Origin of the sequence: Sneathiella litorea (genome assembly GCF_009882915.1) — a bacterium.
In the GTDB taxonomy this organism is placed as follows: domain Bacteria; phylum Pseudomonadota; class Alphaproteobacteria; order Sneathiellales; family Sneathiellaceae; genus Sneathiella; species Sneathiella litorea.
On record NZ_WTUW01000002.1, the window covers coordinates 36,673 to 58,813 of the forward strand.

Annotated in this window: 22 protein-coding genes; 11 read left to right on the forward strand and 11 right to left on the reverse strand. The window is 52.7% G+C overall.

Going from position 1 to position 22,141, the window contains the following annotated elements; all coding sequences use genetic code 11:
• Window positions 1-96 precede the first annotated feature (96 nt).
• Window positions 97-1,278, forward strand: coding sequence for a 4-hydroxybenzoate 3-monooxygenase (pobA, locus tag GQE98_RS06400; protein ID WP_161314862.1), 1,182 nt, complete (start codon window positions 97-99; stop codon window positions 1,276-1,278).
• Between the two features lie 6 nt (window positions 1,279-1,284).
• Here the strand turns inward: pobA and GQE98_RS06405 are convergent, their stop codons facing one another.
• The 5 genes from GQE98_RS06405 to GQE98_RS06425 form a co-directional block, all read right to left on the reverse strand.
• Window positions 1,285-2,859 carry a sulfatase-like hydrolase/transferase gene (locus GQE98_RS06405; protein WP_161314863.1) on the reverse strand — a complete coding sequence of 525 codons (1,575 nt, stop codon included), beginning with the start codon at window positions 2,857-2,859 and terminating at the stop codon, window positions 1,285-1,287.
• Window positions 2,860-2,885: 26 nt separating this feature from the next.
• Window positions 2,886-3,272 (reverse strand): DUF427 domain-containing protein, encoded by a 387-nt coding sequence (locus GQE98_RS06410; RefSeq protein ID WP_161314864.1) that lies wholly within the window; start codon window positions 3,270-3,272, stop codon window positions 2,886-2,888.
• 77 nt (window positions 3,273-3,349) lie between these two features.
• Window positions 3,350-4,027 carry an RluA family pseudouridine synthase gene (locus tag GQE98_RS06415; RefSeq protein ID WP_161314865.1) on the reverse strand — a complete coding sequence of 226 codons (678 nt, stop codon included), beginning with the start codon at window positions 4,025-4,027 and terminating at the stop codon, window positions 3,350-3,352.
• 13 nt (window positions 4,028-4,040) lie between these two features.
• Window positions 4,041-4,361: a quaternary ammonium compound efflux SMR transporter SugE gene (sugE, locus tag GQE98_RS06420; protein WP_161314866.1), complete on the reverse strand. Its 321-nt coding sequence runs from the start codon at window positions 4,359-4,361 to the stop codon at window positions 4,041-4,043.
• 213 nt (window positions 4,362-4,574) lie between these two features.
• Window positions 4,575-5,720, reverse strand: a complete 1,146-nt coding sequence (locus GQE98_RS06425; RefSeq protein ID WP_161316203.1) for an acyl-CoA dehydrogenase family protein — start codon at window positions 5,718-5,720, stop codon at window positions 4,575-4,577.
• Between the two features lie 331 nt (window positions 5,721-6,051).
• On the opposite strand from GQE98_RS06425, the gene GQE98_RS17980 reads away from it, so the two are divergent.
• The 10 genes from GQE98_RS17980 (at window position 6,052) to GQE98_RS06475 (ending at window position 17,926) form a co-directional block, all read left to right on the forward strand.
• Window positions 6,052-6,636, forward strand: a complete 585-nt coding sequence (locus GQE98_RS17980; RefSeq protein ID WP_202526129.1) for a hypothetical protein — start codon at window positions 6,052-6,054, stop codon at window positions 6,634-6,636.
• Between the two features lie 317 nt (window positions 6,637-6,953).
• Window positions 6,954-7,538, forward strand: coding sequence for a hypothetical protein (locus GQE98_RS06435; protein WP_161314867.1), 585 nt, complete (start codon window positions 6,954-6,956; stop codon window positions 7,536-7,538).
• 268 nt (window positions 7,539-7,806) lie between these two features.
• Window positions 7,807-8,400 carry a hypothetical protein gene (locus GQE98_RS06440; RefSeq protein ID WP_161314868.1) on the forward strand — a complete coding sequence of 198 codons (594 nt, stop codon included), beginning with the start codon at window positions 7,807-7,809 and terminating at the stop codon, window positions 8,398-8,400.
• A gap of 624 nt (window positions 8,401-9,024) precedes the next feature.
• Window positions 9,025-10,701 carry an ABC transporter substrate-binding protein gene (locus GQE98_RS06445; RefSeq protein ID WP_202526130.1) on the forward strand — a complete coding sequence of 559 codons (1,677 nt, stop codon included), beginning with the start codon at window positions 9,025-9,027 and terminating at the stop codon, window positions 10,699-10,701.
• 75 nt (window positions 10,702-10,776) lie between these two features.
• Window positions 10,777-11,709 (forward strand): ABC transporter permease, encoded by a 933-nt coding sequence (locus tag GQE98_RS06450; RefSeq protein ID WP_161314869.1) that lies wholly within the window; start codon window positions 10,777-10,779, stop codon window positions 11,707-11,709.
• Window positions 11,710-11,723: 14 nt separating this feature from the next.
• The gene (locus GQE98_RS06455; protein WP_161314870.1) at window positions 11,724-12,608 is read left to right on the forward strand and encodes an ABC transporter permease; all 885 of its coding nucleotides are present in this window, start codon (window positions 11,724-11,726) and stop codon (window positions 12,606-12,608) included.
• 10 nt (window positions 12,609-12,618) lie between these two features.
• Window positions 12,619-14,712, forward strand: coding sequence for an ABC transporter ATP-binding protein (locus GQE98_RS06460; RefSeq protein ID WP_161314871.1), 2,094 nt, complete (start codon window positions 12,619-12,621; stop codon window positions 14,710-14,712).
• A 158-nt stretch (window positions 14,713-14,870) separates the two neighbouring features.
• Complete coding sequence (locus tag GQE98_RS06465; protein ID WP_161314872.1) at window positions 14,871-15,626, forward strand: VPLPA-CTERM sorting domain-containing protein; 756 nt, start codon at window positions 14,871-14,873, stop codon at window positions 15,624-15,626.
• 155 nt (window positions 15,627-15,781) lie between these two features.
• Window positions 15,782-16,549: a hypothetical protein gene (locus GQE98_RS06470; protein ID WP_161314873.1), complete on the forward strand. Its 768-nt coding sequence runs from the start codon at window positions 15,782-15,784 to the stop codon at window positions 16,547-16,549.
• Between the two features lie 306 nt (window positions 16,550-16,855).
• Entirely contained in the window at window positions 16,856-17,926 is a 1,071-nt protein-coding gene (locus tag GQE98_RS06475) for a hypothetical protein (RefSeq protein WP_161314874.1), read from the forward strand.
• 245 nt (window positions 17,927-18,171) lie between these two features.
• On the opposite strand, the gene GQE98_RS06480 is transcribed toward GQE98_RS06475, so the two are convergent.
• The 6 genes from GQE98_RS06480 to GQE98_RS06500 form a co-directional block, all read right to left on the reverse strand.
• Window positions 18,172-19,170, reverse strand: a complete 999-nt coding sequence (locus GQE98_RS06480) for a hypothetical protein (protein ID WP_161314875.1) — start codon at window positions 19,168-19,170, stop codon at window positions 18,172-18,174.
• Between the two features lie 206 nt (window positions 19,171-19,376).
• Window positions 19,377-19,715 (reverse strand): AzlD family protein, encoded by a 339-nt coding sequence (locus GQE98_RS06485; RefSeq protein ID WP_161314876.1) that lies wholly within the window; start codon window positions 19,713-19,715, stop codon window positions 19,377-19,379.
• Window positions 19,712-19,837 (reverse strand): hypothetical protein, encoded by a 126-nt coding sequence (locus GQE98_RS18265; protein ID WP_281351260.1) that lies wholly within the window; start codon window positions 19,835-19,837, stop codon window positions 19,712-19,714. The genes GQE98_RS06485 and GQE98_RS18265 overlap by 4 nt, the downstream gene beginning before the upstream one ends.
• The gene (locus GQE98_RS06490; protein WP_202526131.1) at window positions 19,819-20,397 is read right to left on the reverse strand and encodes an AzlC family ABC transporter permease; all 579 of its coding nucleotides are present in this window, start codon (window positions 20,395-20,397) and stop codon (window positions 19,819-19,821) included. The genes GQE98_RS18265 and GQE98_RS06490 overlap by 19 nt, the downstream gene beginning before the upstream one ends.
• 60 nt (window positions 20,398-20,457) lie before the next feature.
• Complete coding sequence (locus GQE98_RS06495; protein ID WP_161314877.1) at window positions 20,458-21,138, reverse strand: ArsR/SmtB family transcription factor; 681 nt, start codon at window positions 21,136-21,138, stop codon at window positions 20,458-20,460.
• Between the two features lie 128 nt (window positions 21,139-21,266).
• On the reverse strand, window positions 21,267-21,959 hold the full coding sequence (locus GQE98_RS06500) for a type 1 glutamine amidotransferase domain-containing protein (RefSeq protein WP_161314878.1): 693 nt from the start codon (window positions 21,957-21,959) through the stop codon (window positions 21,267-21,269).
• Between the last annotated feature and the right edge of the window lie 182 nt (window positions 21,960-22,141).

The window sequence follows — 22,141 nt, forward strand, 5'->3', positions numbered from 1 at the left end:
CAAAATGAAATTCGGTCCCGGGCCTCGTGTCTATAGTATTGCGCTAAATAACAGGCTGCAATGGCGCCATTGGGAAAACTAGGGCAGGGTCCAAAAATGAGAACGCAAGTCGCCATTATTGGAAGTGGCCCTTCCGGTTTGCTGCTTGGTCAGTTGCTCAACCAACAAGGTATCAACAATATCATTCTTGATCGGGTAAGTCCTGATTATATTCTGGGGCGGATCCGTGCGGGCGTCATCGAGCAGGGATTTGTTGACCTGATGACGGAGGCGGGGGTTGCGGAGCGTATGCTGCGCGAGGGCGAGATTCACCATGAGGTCGACATTGCCGTTCACGGAGAATATCACAGCATCAACCTGCTGCAACTGACGGGCGGCAAGTCAGTCACCGTCTATGGTCAGACGGAGATCACCCAAGACTTGATGGACGCACGTAATGCCTCCGCGCAGATATCCTATTACGGGGCGGAGAATGTCGCCCCCCATGACATGAACAGCGACAACCCTTATGTCACCTTTGAGAAGGACGGGGAGACCTTCCGCATCGACTGCGACTATATCGCAGGCTGCGACGGTTCTCATGGCATCTGTCGGCAGAGCATACCGGCTGGCGTCCTGACTGAGTATGAGCGGGTGTATCCCTTCGGCTGGCTTGGATTGTTGTCCGATACACCGCCGGTCAATTTCGAGCTGATCTATGTGAAAAGCGATGAGGGTTTTGCACTTTGCAGCAAACGATCGGCGTCACGTAGCCGTTATTACCTACAGGTGCCGCTGGACGAAAAGGTTGAGAATTGGTCAGACGATCGATTTTGGACGGAACTCAAGAACCGTCTACCGGACGATGCAGCAGATCGATTGGTGACCGGCCCCTCAATCGAGAAGAGCATTGCGCCGCTAAGAAGTTTCGTGGTGGAGCCAATGCAGTATGGCCGCATGTTCCTGCTCGGCGATGCCGCCCATATCGTGCCACCGACAGGGGCGAAGGGGCTCAATCTCGCGGCGAGTGATGTCAACACGCTCTACCGTATTCTGGTAAAGACCTATAAGGAGGGGCGCCAAGACCTCGCAGCGCGCTATAGCGAAATTGCCCTTCGACGGGTGTGGAACGGTGTGCGTTTCTCCTGGTGGATGACCAACATGCTACATCATTTCTACAGCGACAGTATTGAGGACAAGATCCGCGATTCCGAGCTCAACTTCTTCCTTGCGTCCGAACATCGACGTCGCATCCTCGCAGAGCAATATGTCGGTCTTCCCTATGAGGACATTGAGTAGCGCGACCTACCAGACGCCGAAATAGATGCCTCGATTTTTCGCGGTATCCGTCTTCTTTTCGATTTCCTCGTGAGACGTCGTCGTGCGGTTGCGCCGGTGTCGCAGCCAGCGATTGAGCCGCTCTTCCATCTCGGCGCGGATTTCCTTATGCAAATCGCTGGCGCCAAGATCAATCAGCTCGTCCGGGTCTTTCTGCAGATCGAAGAGCTGCGGGCGAAATTGATCGTAAGAGATATATTTCCAGCGTTCGGTTCGAAGCATATAGGCGCGCGCATCGTCCGGCGTAAGGCCAAGCGAAAGGCGCGCCCCGCGCCAGGAATAATCCGCCTCGCTTATCACGAAATCGCGCCATTCCGAGCTATTATTCCCCTCAAGCAGCGGCAGAAAGGATTTGCCCTCCAGCATATGGGGTTTTGCCTCTCCGCCGAGTGCCTCGATAAAGGTCGGAATAAGGTCAATCGCCTCGATCAGCACGTGAAGCTCACTGCCGCGTGTTGACTCGCATGCACTGTCCGGATTGGAGACGATCAGTGGAATACGGACGCTTTCCTCATGGAACATTTCCTTTTCCCCAAGCCAGTGGTCCCCGAGATAGTCGCCATGATCGCTGGTAAAGACAATCATCGTATCGTCTAGGCGGCCCTGTTCCTCAAGAAAGGTCATCAACCGCCCGATATTATCGTCAATCTCCGTGATCAGGCCCATATAGGCAGGAATGACATGGCGGCGTTTTGTCTCGTCGGAGAAATTGACGCTTTCCTCATGCCCCATAAAGGCCTCGATCACCGGGTGCGGGTTTTCTTTTTCTCTCTCCCCGCGATTGGCGGCAATGACATCCTTTTCCGTATACATATTATGATAGGGCTCGGGCGCGATATAGGGCCAGTGCGGTTTGATATAGCTGAGATGCATGCACCAGGGCGTCTCTCCCAGCTCGGTGATTTTCTCCATGGCGCACATCGTCATATAGGCGGCTTCCGAATGCGCCTTGTCCACCCGGGCGGGCAGGTGGGCATTGCGCAGATACCAGCCGCTGACCACGTTCCCCGTTTCATCCACGCCGGAGTTTGCGTAAGTGTGCCACGGGTTGTCGCCGTCATATCCGTTGTCCCGGAGATAGACGTTATAGGCAAGGTTCGGGTCGGTGAAAGCGTCGGGATGCAGGCCGTCGTCACGCTCCCACGGTTCAAAGCCGCATTCGGCGGCGAGCACGCCTTGTATACTGCTCCTGTCGATCCCGAGGCGCTTCATCCCCTCGATATCGGCGGCCATATGGGTCTTGCCGACCAACCCGGTCGCTACGCCAAGGTCGCGCATATGATCGCCCAGTGTCGGCTCCCCTATTTTTAGCGGGACGCCATTATAGGTCGCCCCGTGAGACTGGACATAGCGGCCCGTATAGAAGGACATCCGGGACGAACCACAGACCGGCGCCTGACAGAAGGCATTGGTGAAGCGGACACCACGCGCGGCCAGAGCATCAATATTCGGGGTCTTGATGGAGGGATGACCGGTACAGGCGAGATAATCGGCACGAAGCTGATCACACATGATGAAGAGGATATTTCTGACGCTACCCATTTCTTCTCTTTTCTTACAGATCTTGTTCAGATGACGGGATCATCCAATCGGTCAACATAGAAGGATACATATCCTTTTATGTCCAGCATTTCCTGAAAAGGTTCCTCGTAAGACCAGGCAATATTGGCTTCTGTCCCGAAGTTCCAGTAGCTCGCCATCCCCTTATAGGGGCAATAGGTGTCTTTATCCGACATGGTGGCTTGATCGAGCCGGACATCCTCCGGCGGAAAATAAACGAGCGGTGGATAATCGGCTTCACGCAGGATAATGGCGCGCGTGGTTTGCGCAATAGGTTCCCCCTGAAGCGTCGCGATAAACTCCCGCTCCGGTCTTTCCAGCGTGATCCGGTACTCGGGGTTCTTGGCGAAACCAGGGGACGGCTCCAGCGCGGCAGCGGATGTTTCTGTTTCCATAAAATGTTTCCCTTCTAACTTGGCGGGATAGATGACCAGTATGGTCGTGCTTTTCGCCAGAATACAAGACTGTTTTTTTAGTCGCTTTTTGCACTTTCCGGGCCGGAAAGATCACTTGGTGCCTGTAATATTACCTCCTCATCCGTCATCGGATGGCGTAACTCCAGTCGCTCTGCATGGAGTTGTAATCTGCTTGCACGTTTGCGGATGACCTGGTCTGCATAGAACCGATCCCCGAGGATGGGATGGCCTATTGCCATGCAATGAACGCGGAGTTGGTGGGTGCGGCCGGTCTTTGGCGAAAGCGCCAGCAAAGTCGCATTATCGCGTCGTTCCAGTACCTGCCAGAAGGTGAGGGACGGCTTGCCGTTTTCCAGATCGACTTTCTGCAAGGGACGGTTTGGCCAGTCAACGCAAAGCGGAAGGTCAATCTCGCCCGACTCCGTAGACAACAACCCCGCGACCCAGGCGAGATAGCGTTTGGCAATCTTCCGTTCGGCGAACATGTTGCTTAAGCGACGGTGCGCCTCGGCGCCCTTGCCAAACAGCAGAATGCCGGAGGTGTCCATATCCAGCCGATGAACGGTGCGGGCATTACGATCATGTGCCTTTGCCCGCAACTCCGCGCAGTCGCCTAAGTGATCGCCACGACCGGGCACGGAGAGAAGGCCGCTCGGCTTGTTCAGTGCCAGCAGATACTCATCCTCGAATATTATGTCGCTCTTTCGCGCCGCGGGTGGATTATATGCGGGCATCGGTGTCACGATTTTACGCGTCTGATGATATCTTCAACAGGACAAGGCCCGAGACGATCAGCAATGCGGCGGTGACGCGCATTGGGTTTGCCAACTCTCCCAACACAAAGATACCGACAAGAAACGCACCGACCGCGCCAATTCCGGTCCACACCGTATAGGCAGTGCCGAGCGGCAGAGACCGCATGGCAAGGGCCAGCAGCGTGAAGCTTGCGATCATGGTAATAATGGTGACAATGCTGGGCGTGAGGCGGGAAAATCCCTCTGACTGCTTCATTGAATACGCCCATATAATTTCAAGAAGTCCCGCGGCGACGAGATAGATCCAGGCCATTTCATGGCTCCATTTGATGTGTCGGGTCGTCCCGGAAACGGCTCTGATGTGGGGGTCGTCCCCCAATAAAATTGATATATACAATCGTAGCGGGGTTGCGCAAGAACTAACCTTCTTGCGGGGTATCATTTTTCACAGTCTTTGCCATAGCTATCAGCCGACGCCGCTGCATATCTTGTTGCGGCGGTGTCGGCTGAATTGCACCCGTTTACATCAATCCGCGAGGAGGTCGCGGCTGATGATTTCCTTCATGATCTCGGACGTGCCGCCGGCAATGCGGGCCATGCGGTTGTCCGCCCAGGCGCGGCAGATGGGATATTCCCACATATAGCCATAGCCGCCATGCAACTGCACGCAGTCATCAAGCACATCCCAGAGAACCTCTGTCGATTGCATCTTCGCCATGGCGGCGGTGACGGAATCAAGCTCGCCTTTTAGGTGCGCCGCGATACAGCGATCAACAAAGGCACGCATCATCACGGCCTTTGACTTGATCTCGGCGAGCTTGAAGCGAGTGTTCTGGAACTCGGCGATGCTCTGGCCGAATGCCTTGCGTTCCTTGGTATACTCGACCGTCCATTCCAGCGCGGTCTCGATGCTGGTGGCGGATCGGACAGCGATGACCAGCCGTTCCTGCGGGAGCTGCTGCATCAGCTGCTTGAAGCCGCGCCCCTCGACGCCGAGCAGGTTGGATTTTGGCACCCGCACATCATTGAAGAACAGCTCCGATGTGTCCTGCGCCTTATACCCGACCTTCTCAAGGTTGCGCCCCCGCGAAAAGCCTTCTCGGTCGCCCTCGACCAGTACAAGGGAAACACCTTTGCCGCCCGCATTCGGGTCCGTCTTGCAGGCAACCACGATAAGATCGGCAAGCTGGCCATTGCTGATAAACACCTTCTGGCCGTTGATCACATAGTCGTCACCATCGGCGATGGCAGTTGTCCGGATATTCTGCAAATCCGATCCTGCACCGGGCTCACTCATGGCGACGGCGGCAATCGCTTCGCCTTTCACCAGCTTGGGAAGCCAATGCTTTTTCTGTTCTTCCGTGCCATAGGCGGTGATATAGGGCGCGACAATCTCCGAATGCAGGTGGAAGGAGGGGCCGCTCGTTCCGGCGCGCGCCAGTTCTTCAAGGAAGATTGCGCCAAAGAGGAAGTCGCCGCCCGCGCCGCCATATTCTTCCGGTACCGAGCAACAGAGAAAACCGCCGTCGCCAGCTTCCTGCCAGACCTCGCGGCTTACCTGGCCGTCTTTTTCCCACTGGGCATGAAAGGGGGCAATCCGCTCCTCAACAAAGCGGCGGGCGGAGGCCCGAAAGAGATTATGTTCTTCACTGAAAAGCTCGCGCTGCATGATAGTTCCATCTTGTTATTGTTATTGTTTATGTGGAATCCGTTATAATACTCCGTTGTGGCTTTGTAAATTCAAGCTTCATCATATGCCCTCCAATAGTTTGCGGCACCCTCATGAGATGTTTTTTTGGAATTTATGGTTAATTTATTATAGTAAAAACAATAGCTTGAAGTTGTATAAAAATTAATATAAAGCTAATATAAATTTTAACGGTTCATGTTTGTTTGTAAATTGCATTTGTGAGCTTTCCAGGCGCTGACAGTTACGGCGCTCACACCTAAAGCGCTCACACCTAAAGCGCTCACACCTAAAGCGCTTAAACTCGGGGGTAATAATGAAGAAATTTCTTGGATTGGCTCTCATCAGCGGATTGTTTTTTTCTGTAAATGCTGAGGCAGCACTCTATCGCGTTGATTTCAGTGGCACGGTGAATGAGGGGACTTATAATGGGTATTTCACCTATGATAATGCGGGTCTGGACCTGAACGGTTTTAATTTGGCGCCCGGTAGTATAAATTCCCCGGCGTTGCCGGAGGATGGGCTGGAAACTTCCCTGGTAATGAATATAAGCTCTACAGCCGTTTCGGTAAGCTTTGATGAAACGACGGCGGGATCGTCTTTTCTGGATTTCGCGGCGGGTGAATTGACCGGCTGGGCGATTGGAGGCAATATTCTAGGTTTTGGCACGGTTTCAAACGCCACTGCGCTTGATTTTAGTTTGTCCAATAACCTATTGGCTTTTAATACGGGATCAATTGAGGGCGGTCTAATGTATGGAAGAAGCCCTGATTGGCAGGTGACGGAACTTTCCGCCGTGCCGCTGCCGGGGGCGGTCTGGGCGTTCGGCGCCGGATTGCTCGGCCTGCTCGGGTTAAAACGTCGGCGCAAGATAAAGATGCTGCGTACCGCCACCGCGTAATGCGCAAACCCTCGATAATGAAAAGCCCGGCATTCGCCGGGTTTTTTTTGGCTAAAATTTTAAAATCAAACATCTGGTTGTCTTCTTCCCACGCCAGGCCGGAAAGCCGTTGACGGGAAAAATAGCAATGATTGATTGACAAATATTATAGTTAATTTTATGCAGAAAAATCAATAGCTTGACAGTTGTATAAAATTTATTATAAAGATAATATAAATTTTAACGGTTCATGTTTGTTTGTAAATTTCATTTGTGAGCTTTCCAGGCGCTGACAGTTGCGGCGCTCACATCTAAAGCGCTTAAACTCGGGGGAAATAATGAAGAAATTACTGGGATTGGCTCTCATCAGCGGATTGTTTTTTTCTGTAAATGCGGAGGCTGCACTCTATCGCGTTGATTTCAGCGGCACGGTGGATGATGGGACTTATAATGGGTATTTTACCTATGATAATGCGGGTCTGGACCTGAACGGTATAAATATGTCGCCCGGTGGTTTAGGTTCCGCGGCGTTGCCGGAGGATGGGCTGGAAACTTCCCTGGTAATGAATATAAGCTCTACAGCCGCTTCGGGAAGCTTTGATGAAACGACGGCGGGATCGGCTTGGTTGATTTTCGCGGCGGGTGAATTGACCAGCTGGTTGATTGGAGGCAATACTCTAGGTTTTAACACGGTTTCATCAGGCACTGTGCTTGATTTTGATTTGGCCAATGGCCACTTTATTACTAATAAGGGATTAGGTCAGAACTTTCTAGTTTTTGGATCTGCCCCTGATTGGCAGGTGACGGAACTTTCCGCCGTGCCGCTGCCGGGTGCAGTGTGGGCGTTCGGGGCCGGATTGCTCGGCCTGCTCGGGTTAAAACGTCGGCGCAAGATGAAGATGCTGCGTACCGCCACCGCGTAATGCGCAAACCCTCGATAATGAAAAGCCCGGCATTCGCCGGGTTTTTTTTGGCTAAAATTCGAAATTCATTCACCCGGATGTCTTCTTCCCACTCCAAGCCGGGAGCCGTTGTCGGTAAGACCATCAATGATTGATTGATAAATATTATGGTTAATATTTTATCAGTAAAAACAATAGTTTGACAGTTGTGTAAAAATTATTATAAATCTTGTTTATACGCTAAATTTGTGTAGATAGTATTTGGTTGATTAGCGCTGGAGGATGCGTGATGAAAAAATTACTGGGATTGGCTGTTGTCTGCGGCCTGCTTGCTTCAGGGAGCGTTCAGGCAGCCTCCTATCGCGTTGATTTCAGCGGGACCGGTTCGGATGGTGCAATATATGATGGATACTTCACCTTTGATACCGCCGGGCTTAATCTGGATGGGGTAAATGAAATACCCTGGACTTTTCCAAATCCTAATGTTGCCGGCGACGGGTTCGCGACCTCCTTCCTATACAGTTACGCTGATGACTTCGGTAATGTCGGGTCCTATGATGAGACCACGGGCGGCGTGTCAAAACTGGCCTTTACGGACGGCGAATTGACCCATTGGACCGCTGGCGGTTACGTAGGTGGATATGGGGTAAATGTTCCCGTTCCATTGAATGACTTCCTCCTCTGCACGACCGGTTGCACGAACCTGACCTATGTAAATGGTGCCTTGGGTGGGTTTTATATGCAGACCCCGACGTGGGAAGTGGCGGAACTTTCCGCCGTGCCGCTGCCGGGGGCGGTCTGGGCGTTCGGGGCAGGGTTGCTCGGCCTGCTCGGGTTAAAACGTCGGCGCAAGACGAAGATGCTGCGTACCGCCACCGCGTAACGCGCAAACCCTCGATAGTTAAAAGCCCGGCAATCGCCGGGTTTTTTTATGCACGGGGTTGGGCCGGCTCCGCGCGGTGATTTGACTTTGCCCTATTGCTTTCCCATTTTTTTCAGGAGGGACGAAAAATGGAAAAGCAGCGCGGCGCGACCGAGTGAAATTACCGCATATAGCAATTTCTCTGCAGCTTAAACTCGCCAAATAATTAAATATAATTATAATAAATTCTATTACAGTTTGGAAAATAACCTTCATGTAAGCGTGTCAATAAAAAACTATTTTAAATAGATAATTATATGTGAATTAAAAAACTTTAAAAGTTCTTATTATTTATGACTTAATATTTTAAGTATTTTATCTATTCTATATTTTATATAATAATTATTAAATAAATAATATATTTTCTGGTCTCCATTGACGGATCGTGCATGGTTTCATTATGCTAAGCGCCAGCCTAGCTCAAATCAACTGAAATTGCGGCACTATTTGCCTTCGACAGGAAAATAAGGGTCGTTATATGAACAAGTGGGTGGTCAAAACAGTGGGACACTCATATTATACAAACAAGATATACTTAAATATTCAAAATTTTTTTGATTAAACCGAACAGGGAGAAGAACCAAAATGTCAGTGAAAAAAATGGATCATGAGGCGCCAAATCGCGTCCATCCCATGATCGAAGACGTTAAGGAACAATTTCGCAGCGGAAAAATGGATCGCCGTGAATTCCTGAGAACTTCCACTTTACTCGGTTTGTCTGCGGCGGCGGCGTATTCCGTTGTCGGTATGGCCGACCCAACCATCGAGGCCCAGGCGGCGGAGCCCAAAAAGGGCGGTATCCTGAAATGCTCCATGCCGGTGCAGGAAATGGCCGATCCGGCCACCTACTCATGGAATGAAAAATCCAACATTGCCCGCCAGATAGTCGAATATCTGACGATCACCGGGCCAGACAACGTGACGCGCCCATATCTTGCGGAAAGCTGGACGGCGTCGGATGATCTCAAAACCTGGACATTCAAGCTGCGTCAGGGTGTGAAATGGCATAATGGCGACGAGTTCAATGCCGATGACGTTGTGTTTAATATTACCCGCTGGCTCGATCCGGCGGTCGGCTCCTCCAACATCGGCCTTTTTGCGTCCATGGTGACGACCGAAGGAGAAGGGGAGAACGCCAAGAAATCCATGACACCGGGTGCGGTTGAAAAGGTTGATGACCATACAGTGCGGCTGAACCTTAACAACGCCGTCCTCTCCATTCCGGAGAATTTCTACAATTATCCGACCGCCATCGTGCATCGCGACTTCAAGGGCGATCTGTCGAAAGAACCGAACGGCACCGGACCGTTTACACTGACGGAATTCGTGGTCGGTGAAAAAGCCATTCTGCGCCGCGTGGAACAACCTTACTGGGATGGCGAAGTCTATCTCGACGGCATCGATTATTATGATCATGGCGCCGCTTCCGCCGCGCAGCTCGCGGCCGTTGCCTCTAACCAGGTTGATATGAACTACGAGTTCGACATTGCCTCCCTCGGTATGGCGCAGTCTATTCCGGGCTTTACCATTTACGACGTCCGGACCGCGCAAACCGGTGTGATGCGGTTCCGTACCGACAAGAAGCCGTTTGATGATATCCGCGTGCGTAAGGCGATCCTGCTCTGCTGTGATGCGGAGAGATATAACGAACTAGTCTTTGGCGGGCGCGGTGATGTTGGCGAACATCACCATGTCGCTCCCATTCATCCGGAGTATTATGCACTCAACCGGATGGAGCAAAATATCGAGGAAGCCAAGTCGCTGCTTGCTGAAGCAGGCTATAATGACGGTCTCGAAATTACCATCGACCTTGGCAATACCAATGGTCCGTGGCAGCAGCAGGTATGCGAGATCCTGAAAGAACAGCTCTCACCTGCCGGCATCACTCTGAACCTCAACCTGATGCCTGCGACGAAATATTGGGAAACCTGGCAGACGGCACCGTTCGGCTTTACCGCCTGGACCCATCGTCCGCTTGGCACCATGGTCCTGAGCCTGGCGTATCGGGCGGGCGTGCCGTGGAACGAGACGGCCTATGATAACCCGGAATTCGAGGCAGCACTCGACGCGGCTGAAGCTATTGTCGATGCGGAAAAACGCAAAGAAGCCATGAAAACGGTGGAAGAAATCCTACAGCGGGATGCGATTATGGTGCAGCCTGTGTGGCAGCCGAAAATGTTCCTTGCCAATGATAAGGTGAAGAATCTCAAGGCTCACCCGACACAATATCACCAATTCTTTAAAGTCTGGATTGATAGCTAAAATCAAATGAAAAAAGCAAGGGTGCCGAAAGGGCCCTTGTTTTTTTAGAACCTTACTTTTCTGCTGGGGGTTTCCATGTTGATATTGGCCGCACGTCGTTTTATTTCCATGGCCCTGATTATGGTCGTGATTTCTTTCACCTTATTCGCGATTTTCGAGACCGACAAGCTGGCGGTTGCCGGCAAGGTATTGGGGCCGTATTCCAGCACGGAGCAGCGTGAACTCTGGCTTGAAAATAATGGGTATAATGAACCCTTTTTTGAGCGGTATGTCAGCTGGGTCGGAAATGCCCTTGTCGGTGATTTCGGCGATTCCATCCAGTTCAAGGTGCCGGTCTCCGAAATCCTGTGGCCCCGGCTCGCCAATACGGCCATTCTGGCGGGACTCTATATGGCCTTCATGATACCGCTGTCCCTGACCCTCGGGGTTATTGCCGGCATGAAGGAGGGATCATTTCAGGACCGGGCGGTGTCCGTGGGTTCGGTTCTTACGACCTCGGTGCCGGAATTTGCCTCGGCCACCTTCTTTACCGCCATATTTGTATTCTGGCTAGGCTGGCTGCCCGGCACCTCGGCCATGACCAGTGGTTTCAGCTGGGCGGAGATATTCCTGCCCGTGTTCGTGCTGGTGATGTATGGCTTTGGGTATACGACACGCATGACCCGTGCCTCGATGGCGGAGGTGATGACGTCGCACTATATCCGCACGGCGGTCTTGAAAGGCATCCCCTATCGGCGGGTGATCATGAAACATGCGCTTCGAAACGCGTTGATCGCGCCTTTTACGGTTATTATCCTGCAGCTCAACTGGCTGCTCTCGGGGGTGATCGTGGTTGAAGTGTTCTTCGCCTACAAGGGCTTTGGCAAGCTCATCCTGGATAGCGCCCTGTTTGGTGATATCTATTTGATAGAGGCCTGTACCCTGGTTGCGGTGTTCGTCGCCGTCTTCTCGCAATTTATCTCGGATATTGGCTATACGCTGCTTAATCCGCGGATCCGGTTCACATAAGGGGAGGGAGAGTTATGACAGCTGACGTTCAAAATAACGATACCGCCCCATCGGCGATCGGTAAATTCTTTAAGTCAATCGGATTGCTTCGGGAAAGCCCGATTGCCATTTTCGGCCTATCGCTGATCCTGTTCTGGGTGATCCTCGCCATTCTTGCGCCGGTATTACCGCTATTTGATCCAAATGCCCCGTTGGAGCCGTTCAAATTCCCGATGTCAGAAGCACGTGATGGCGGACTTTACTGGCTCGGTACGGACCATAAGGGACGGGATATCCTCTCACGCGTCATCTTTGGCGCGCAGCAGGTGCTAATCTGGGCAACAACCGCGACGGTCGTTGCCTATATCGTCGGCATGCTGATGGGCGTAGTCGCGGGTTATCTCGGCGGCTGGTGGGACGAGGCGATCTCCTTTATCTCCAACGTTTTGCTCTCCTTCCCGGTGATCGTTCTTTATATCATCATCATCACCTATCTTGGCGCAACCGGCTTTAACATTGTGCTTGCCGTGACCTTCGCGTCGGCGCCGGGCATCATGCGTATTGTGCGTGGCCTCGTGCTCGACCTGCGAACGCGGGACTATATCTTTGCGGCGCAAACCCGTGGTGAAAGCTCGCTCTATATCATGCTGGTGGAACTGCTCCCGAATGCGCGTGGGCCGCTGATCGTTGATGCCTGCCTGCGTCTTGGTTATACGACGATTACCATTGCCATGCTCGGCTATCTCGGCCTTGGACTGCCGCCGCCAGATCCGGACTGGGGAAAGATGATTGCGGAAACGCAACCTCTCGGCAGTTTTGCTGGCCATATGGCGGTTGTTCCCGCTGCGGCGATTTCGTCACTCGTGCTCGGGTTTAACCTGCTGGCTGACGGATTGCGTGAAATTTCCCTGAAGGATTAGGAGAGAAGCGATGGAACAGACACCTATTCTGGAATGCCGCAATCTCTGCATTTCCTATGAAACGCGCGCCGGTGAAATACCGGCGGTCATCGACTTTAACTTGAAGGTGATGCCGGGGCAGGGCGTTGGCATTGTGGGGGAGAGCGGCTGCGGGAAGTCCACCGTCGCCCTTGCCATCATGCAGTATCTCGGCTCAAACGGCTATATCAAGAGCGGGGAGATCTTCTTCCATGGCCGCGACATGCGCACCATGTCACAGGAGGAATTGCGGGCGCTTCGTGGCTCCAAGATTGCAATGATCTATCAGGAACCCATGGCGTCTCTCAACCCGTCGATGAAAATCGGCGATCAGCTTGCCGAAGTGCCGCTCTTTCACGAGGACGTCACGATATCGGAGGCCAAGGCCCGCGCCCTTGAACTGCTGGAGGCCGTCAAACTCCCGGACCCCAAGCGGATCATGGACAGTTACCCGCACCAGATTTCCGGTGGGCAGCAGCAGCGCGTGGTGATTGCCATGGCGCTCCTGTCGAAGCCAGACCTGTTGCTGCTCGATGAACCCACTACTGCGCTTGATGTCACGGTGGAGCGGGGCATTGTTGAACTGGTCAAGGAAATCTCGGCCGAGTTCGGCACGGCGATGGTTTATATCTCCCATAACCTCGGGCTTATACTGGACACCTGTGATCGGGTGACGGTGATGTATTCTGGCGAGGCGGTGGAAGATGGCACAGTCAATGAAGTGTTTGATGACATGTACCATCCTTATACGAGTGGGCTTTTCGCTTCGATCCCGCTGCCGGGGGCGGACAAGAACGAGCGGCCGCTAGTGCCCATTCCAGGCCAGTTGCCCTTGCCCCATCAGCGGCCAAAGGGGTGCTTCTTCGGGCCGCGCTGCGCCTTTTTCAAAGATGGCGTTTGCAATACCGACAAGGTTGACATGCGTCCCGTACCCGGCCAGGAAGCCCACACCGTACGTTGCGCCCGGTTTGAGGAGATCGACTGGGCAGAAGGCGACCATACAGCTGTCACGGTGAAATCCGTCAAATCGGGTAAGGTCGTGCTCGATGTGCGCAACATGAAGAAATATTATGAGGTGCGCTCCAGCTCGATCTTCTCCATGATCCGCGGCGACGCGGTGAAAACCGTGAAGGCGAATGAGAATATCAATTTCAACGCACGCGAAGCGGAGACGGTCGCGATTGTCGGGGAATCCGGTTGCGGCAAGTCAACCTTTGCGAAGGTATTGATGGGACTGGAGGAAGCGACTGGCGGGGAAGTCATTCTGAATGGCGAGGATCTCGCGCATGTCACCGTGCAGAAGCGAAAGGCCCGTACTGTGGGCCACTTGCAGATGGTGTTCCAGAACCCGTTCGATACGCTTAATCCCTCTCATTCCGTGGGGAGCCAGATTGCCCGGGTAATCCGAAAATTTGGCGTTGAGAAAGACCCGAACAAGGTACGTGAAAAGGTAAACGACCTGCTTGATTTGGTGAAACTACCGCGTGATTTTGCCCATCGACGTCCGCGGCAGCTTTCAGGTGGCCAAAAACAGCGTATCGGCATCGCCCGGGCCTTTGCCGGCAACCCGGCCGTGGTGGTTGCGGATGAGCCTGTCTCGGCGCTTGATGTGTCGGTGCAGGCGGCAGTGACGGGCCTGTTGACCGAGATCCAGAACGAACTCCGCTCAACCCTTCTCTTCATCAGCCATGACCTTAGCGTTGTCCGTTACCTCTCTGATCGCGTCGTGGTTATGTATCTTGGCCATATCGTGGAGCAGGGGACAACAGACGAGGTTTTCTCGCCGCCTTACCATCCCTATACGGAGGCGCTCCTGTCCGCCGTGCCGATCGCCGATACCTCGGTCGAGCAGAAGCAGATCATCCTGAAAGGGGATATTCCGTCGGCCATGAACCCGCCACCCGGCTGTCCGTTCCAGACCCGCTGCCCGCGCAAGATCGGTAGTATCTGCGAGACGGAAATGCCGCCGGTGAAGGAACTCTCGCCCGGTCATACAATCCTCTGCCACCTCGAGGATGACGAGCTGAACGCCATGGAGCCAGTCATCGTTATGCATGATGAGGAAAAGACCGCCTCGGCCAGCTAAACCCGCCATAATTCCAAGCTTAAAAGGCGCTCAACGGGGCGCCTTTTTTGTGTCTGTCCGGAGCATGGGCATTAACCATAATTGAAATTATTATTGCTATCCAGAGTAGAGCCAATATAGTTTTAATAAAATATATTTAAAATTGTATTGAGGAGATCATGAAACATATTATTCGGATTACTTCGACACTTCTTATCAGTTTAGGACTGGCAACAACAGCCCAGGCCGCCTCCTATAGCTTTTCAACGGCAGATTCACCGTTGTACGGTACAAATCCCGCCAATTTTTGGTCGAGCGATTTGAATCAAGGATGGTGGTCCTCTGGGTATGATAACAAAAACGATAATCCCAACATCGTCGTAGGTGATTCCACGAATTATCTTTACAGAAACTTTTTCACTTTTGATCTGTCAGACTTGTCGTTGGCTCCAGATGAAGTAATTGTCAGTGCGTCTTTCTCTGGATTTACTCACACTATTGAAGTTGCGGGCGGCCTATTTGAAACGGTTGAGTTTTTTGATGTCTCTACGGACGCAGGGACGTTGAACTATAACGTAGCTGCCAATCCAACGATCTATGAGGATTTGGGGACCGGTAAAAGTTACGGAAGCCGTGATTTCTACGCTTCAGAATCTAATACTAATTTTTCGATGGCATTGAATGACAATGCCATTGCCGATATCACAACGGCACAAAACGGATGGTTTTCAATTGGTGGTATGTTGACAACGTTGGACAATTCCGGTCAGCCTGAATGGGTATTTGCCTTTTCCAATGAAGATGTTGCTCCCTACAAGCTCGACATAGAAACCCAGATCTCCGCCGTGCCGCTGCCGGCCGCGTTGCCGCTCTATGGTGCGGGCCTTGCGGTCTTGGGCTTTGTTGGCTGGCGGAAGAAGCGTAAAACGGCTTGAACTTCAGGGTCATATCCCATCCAGAAAGGCGCTCAAACGGGCGCCTTTTTTGTGCGGAAAATCTACAAAAAACAGCCGCAAATTAACGGTTTCTTTATCCTGTTTGCCTAGGCTGCAGGCTTCCCCCGGTTTTTGGGCGGGATTGAAGGATAGAGATGACACCGGATACAAAGACATATTCGCAATTTGTTGTCCAGACGCTGTTTGATACCAAATGGCGCAGCTTTGGCCGCTATGAATGCGAAAAACCGGCACAGGATATCGCCCGCCAACTCGTCACGGAGTGGGGCGGTCCCCGTGTGCGGATCCTCGGCGGGTATTTCTCGCCTGAGAAAAACCGCAATGTCTATCACACAGTCGAGATTGCAGAGCCGGCCCGCTTCCGCGATAGCCGCACCTATAAAAATTCAAAATTCGCGATTGGCAGCATGGCCCTCGGCGGGGCGATGCTCGCGATCTTCCTTATCGGTTACAGTTTTATTGCTCCCATTTCGTCAATGGCAGACGACGGGAAGGGATCGGAGCAGGCATCCCAGGGACAGCCCACCACGATCGCTCCCATTGTCAAGCCCGTCAATTTGCGTGCACGCTTTACTGAAGTCATCAAGGTCCCCTACGACAGGGTATGGGACTTCGATCGCGTGCCCCTGCGCCTTCGCGGCGAGTGGAGCACGGCTTGCAATACAGACGGAGGGAAAGTTGTCCTCGGCGAACGGGAGCTGATCCCTTCCGAGGAAGAGCCCCGCACACCGCTGACGTCCGTCTGGCAGACCGGCCAGCGCTACGGCCTGGTCCGTGAGGGCGGTTCTGTTGATATGGTTGACATGATCTCTGCGGATCGTCTGCAGAAGATCGGCACCATGAACCGCCTCGGCGAGTTTGTCGCCGATACCACCGGTGCCATCCTGAAACGCTGTCTCTGAAGGCGAGGACCCTGCCAACCTGCACAATGTTGTCAGACTGGCCGCTCCCGGCCTTATAGGGGCCGATCTAACCCCGGACAGACGCCGCCCGGCAAACCGATTTACGAATACCCGCAAGACTGACGGTACAAAACGCCGGGTACCCTTTATTCGCATATATATGGAATTTGGCTGAAGGGGCAGCCACCCCTTCTCACGCCGAACAGCCTCTCAAGCCGCAACGTGAGGATGTAATTATAGAAGAATATTGCGTGTTTTGCAAGAGTTCGGAGATAATAGTTACGCAAAACCGCTCATAATTCAGCAATGGAAGCTAACAATATCGCATTCGTTGCTGATGAAATTGACATGTTCTATACTACTAAAATGGGAAATGAAGACGACAAATCGAAAATCAACCGACTGCGTGATGGTGCAATGTCAATGACAGTCGGCAACGAAAATGATGGTAAAATTACAGATTTGATCAGTGTGGCTGATGAGAACCTTTATATAGTAAAAGAGAATTCGATATATCGAGTTATGTTGGCAGATGATATAGATCCAGAAAGAACCAACATCAATATTCCCAACAGCCATCAACGTATTGTGTCAGCAGGATCAACATCACCTGTTGTCGCTCGCAGTTTTTTATCCGCTGATACATTGTTCAATTCGACATTGTTTGATCAAAATTTCGATCAGAAATTGCTAATGCAAATCAGCATAGATTTCATGAAGGAACTACTAGCTGCTGATCGATACTTGGATAATTATGTTTCCGCCGAGCTCGCTGCTTGTGCTGGAATGAATGAGCCAAAAAATCGTGAATTTACAATTCCTACAATTGATGACCTCGAAGGACAGGTCAAATCCTACTTACAAAAAATAGAGCATGCCGTACAAAAGATCTATCAACTTACAAAAGTTTTCTATGATCATAACAAGAAATTATTTACGGGATTTGCTGAAAAAATTGAGGAAAAATATGGAACTGACGACAATTTTGCCAAATTTGCGAAAGAAATGGCAAAGTTTATGCAATTTGTAAGAAATGCTCGTCATTGCATCGAACACCCAAGTAAAACACAAATGCTTATAACTAAGGACTTCACATTAGATGCAAGTGGTCAGTTGTCTCCTCCCAGCATTGAAATAATTCACGCTGAGACGCCACAATCACAAATGGCTATTGCTGATTTTATGAAACAAACCTTGGAATATATGATTCTAATAAATGAAACTTTGATGCTTCATTTAAGTGATAAGCATATGCTCAAGACTGATGGATTTGAATTTGCTGTCGGATTTATTCCGGAAGAGCAACGTCGAGGCGATACTTTAGTAAGAGTAGGTTACCTAATTAATATAAATGGGCACTGGCAAGTACTAGGATGATTTTGCAGTAACTAGGAGCGTAAAGGCATTTTTGGCAATATATCCTTCCCCGCTTGTCTTAAAACTTGCATTACGGGAGCCTTCAATGCACCTCGCGACAATCCCGCGCCCATCTGCTACGCTTCCCCCCCAAGGGAGGAGGGCAGTATGAAGAGATCACTTGTTCTGAATGGCAATCCGATGGAGGAGATTGTCGGCTTTGCGCAGGCGGTGCGCTGCTTTTGGATATCAGTTACTTCACGTGATCAATCTCCGAAATGCCGCATTTTGCCTTGCTTTGCGCTATCCAGTTGCTGAATGGCCTGATCGAGTTCGTTCCTGAGGCGCGAGAGCTTTTGTGCATGGGCCGCAAGGTCGAGAGAGAAATCCGGCTCATTCACCAACTGCATCATTTGGCGGGCGCATCGCAACGCGACATGGCGACTATACTCCGCGCCGACCGTCTCTTCCGGTTCGGCAAAGATCAGCTGGTCAACCGCGGTGTAGTCATCGACGGACATATCGGCGTAGCTATAGCCGTTGACGAGTGTGATGCGCTCTCCCGGTTTACTCAGCCCCTTGGCGCGGTGAACGACGTAATTGCCCTGCATGAGGACTGCATAGCCCGGACCGGGCATCTCGGGCGAGATAATCCGGTCTTCGGGAATTGCCTCGCCCCGTGCTTTGATTGCAGCCATTTCATCGCGGGTTCCCCGAAAATACTGGAACTCTCCGCCGGAGACAGACTTGGGGTCGGTCACGAACATGACCGTATCAACCTGCAGGGTGTCGCAGTGCCATTTGTCCACATTTTTGCCCGCTTCTTTTGGCGCATAATTGAGGTGGGCGAGTTGATGACCCATGGAAATGGGGCGCAACGGGGCTTTCAATATACCGGACAGGTGTTCGGCGACCTCAGGGCTTAGGGAAAAATCTCTCAGAAATCGGGATCGGTACACGCCACCACGTGTATTGCGTTCAATGCGTGGATTGGACGTCGTAAAGGCCTCTAGCTGTTTACAGACATGGTACATGGCTGCGACACCTTCATCCGACAGGACGCGAAAACATGCGGAAGCGGCGATGTCGCTCCCCGTTGCGGATTCATTTTCTAATTCGTAACCCAGGTCAGCCAGAGAAATAGTGAATTCCGGTTCTTCCAATGCCAAATGTCGATTGGGGTCAAAGGGCGGGTCATCTGATATTACTTCGTTATAAGGTGACGTCGTCGGAAATAGATTTAGGTGGATATCATTAACTGACATCAATCATCCTTTTCAATTGTTGGAAGTTCACCAGCAGCAGCCATAGTAGTAGCACTATCGGCAACGCAACAGTTCGTCAAGCATCCCAAATATTCACTCCCTGAAAGAGGTAGGCTTGGTTTCCATGTGTATGTAAGCCATTTTTTTGTTTGTTGTGGAGAGGAGAGTCTAAGTTACAAATTTACTGTATCTCTCAAGCGAGATTTTCATCCAAAGTTGAATGTCTTTTCGCTCTGTTTTTTTCCCCCCATCCCAAAATACTGCATCCCGAATATCGCCGTAAACCCAAGCGCCATGGTGATCACGACGTTATTGGTGAGGATGGCCACGACAAGGGCGAAGGCGGCGGCGATCCAGGTGAGGGGGCTCGCGTCGGCGAGGGAGGTGGCGACAAGGGCGACGATCAGGCAGCCCGGCAGGTCATCGAGCAGGGTTTTAAGCCGCTCATTGCGCAAAATGGCCTGTCCGCCGATCAGCCCGGCGAGGCGGAGGCCATAGGCCCCGACGGCAAGAAAGGCAATCAGCAGCGAGTGATCGAGGATCATGGCGTCTCCCCCGTCTTGGCTTGCCGACGGAGGAGGGCGGCGATGGCCATGCCGGCCAGGCTGCCGAGCAGGATGGCATAGGCACTCTCCACACCGAGCTTTATCAGCAGGATTGTTGCCACAAAATGACTGCCCAAGGCGCGATATTGTGCCGTCCGCGCCACATCGCCCGCGCCATGGCAATAAAGGCCGCGGTAAAGGCAAAACCGAGGCCATAGCTCGCGAGATCGGGCATCGACTGGCCGAGCAGGGCGCCGAGCGCGGTCGAGGTCGTCCAGCTGGTCATCAGGGTGAGGCCGGAGCCGATCAGGAAGGCGGCGCCGATTTTCGGGTCCTGCGCATGTCTCGCCATGGTGAGGGCCCAGTTCTCATCCCCCGTGATATGAATGGCGACCAGCTTCTGCCAGAGCGGGATATCCTTTAATATGGCGCTGAGCGTGGCGATGATGCCGAGATAGCGGAGGTTGAGCGCAATCCCGGCGAGGGCCGCGCCGATCACCAGCCCGTCCATGCCGAAGCGCTCCACCGCGACAATCTGCGACGAGCCCGCATGCACGGAAAAACTCATCAGCGCCACGCCCCACCACGGATAACCCGATTGAGCGGCAAGAATGCCAAAGGCAAAGCCATAGGCCGCCGCGCCGAGGGCGAAGGGCAGAATACCGTAGAATCCCTGTTTCATGGGGAGAGAATAACGCCGATCCTGATTGACGGCGAGCGAACTATTGTCCCAAGGACAAGTTTAAACGGGGAAGGTTTTCAGGAAGGCTTTCTCGCCTTTCGGATTGAAGGCGACAATACGGGAATTTTCCACGCGTTTCGCCCAGCCGAGATCGTAGAAACGGGTAAGCAGGGCGTTCCCCAACGATCCGGCGAGGTGGCTGCGCCGGTTGCTCCAGTCGAGGCAGGACTTGCAGAGCGGGCGGCGGAGTTTCTCCAGCGGCTCGAAATCAATCTCAAATTCCTCGAAAAAGGCTTTGCCATCGCCGGTCAGGCCGAGACCTTCCGTCTCCGGCGTGAGGAAATTCTTTGCGAGCAGACTGTCCATCATGCGCACGCCAAGATCGCCAGCAAGATGGTTATAGCAGACGCGGGAATAACGGAGCGCCGGGTCCTTCGGTCCTGTCCGGGTGCGCAGATGGCCTTTTTTTGCGGCGAAGCCCATCATTGCCTCCAGCAAGCTGCCAACATCATCATCGGCGAGGGCGAAATAGCGATGCCGACCCTGCTTGCGGAGCTGAAGCAGACCCGCAGCTTCCATCTTGGAAAGATGCGCACTTGCCGTCTGTGGGGTGATCCCGGCTTCACCTGCCAGTTCGCTTGCCGTCAGGGCCTTGCCCGAAAGCAGGGCGGTCAGCATATTGGCGCGCGCCGGGTCCCCGATAAGAGACCCCAGAAAGGCTATGTCCGGTCCTTCTTTCATGGTTCGATGATAAGCGAAGTATTGTTGTTCTGCAATCGGAAAAATTCATCCTGTGCGAGGATTGGACCGTCCTCAAGCTTGCGTCCCATCCGCCGGGCAATATACCCGGCGGACGGTAAGAAAATGTATCAGGCTGCCTTTATAGCCCTGATCTGGTCTAGCAGCGCCTCCGCCACCCCGGTCGAAGAGGCGGGGTTCTGACCGGTGATGAGGTTGCCGTCGACGACCGTATGGGGAGCCCAGTCGGCCCCCTTGGAATAATGGCCGCCGTTTTGGGTCAGAGCATCTTCCACAAGGAACGGCACAACCTTCGTCAGGCCGGCGGCTTCCTCCTCACTATTGGTGAAGCCGGTGACTTTACGACCGGAGACGAGGGGCTGTCCTTTCGCATCCTTCGTATGGCGGAAAATGCCGGGTGCGTGACAGACCGCGGCAATGGGGAGGTTCTTCATCGCGAATGCCTCAATCAGGCTGATGCTGTTCTTGTCTTCCGCAAGATCCCAGAGCGGGCCATGCCCACCGGGATAAAAGACACCGTCAAAGGTACTGTAGTCAACGTCGGCGAGGACTTCCGTCTTTGCGAGTGCTTCCTGGGCGGCTTTATCATTTTTGAACCGGCGTGTATCGTCCGTCTGGGACTCCGGCGCATCGCTTTTCGGATCGAGTGGCGGCTGTCCTCCCTTTGGCGAGGCGAGCACGATATGGGCGCCGGCGTCCTTTAGCGCATAGTAAGGCGCCGCGAATTCCTCCAGCCAGAATCCGGTTTTCTCTCCGGTGTTGCCCAGCTTGTCGTGGGATGTCAGGACCATAAGAATATTCATTGTCATTATCCTCAGTTTTGAGTGTGTTGCGGTGTATCACCAAATGAGGATCAACGTACCGCCGACGAATTATCGGTGGGCACTCCCGCTTTTCGGGGGTGGAAATGGGACTGATCAACCCTCTTGGATGGGGTTGCCCCTTCGTCATGACAACTACCTATGTCTGGCGGCACCGCTTTTCC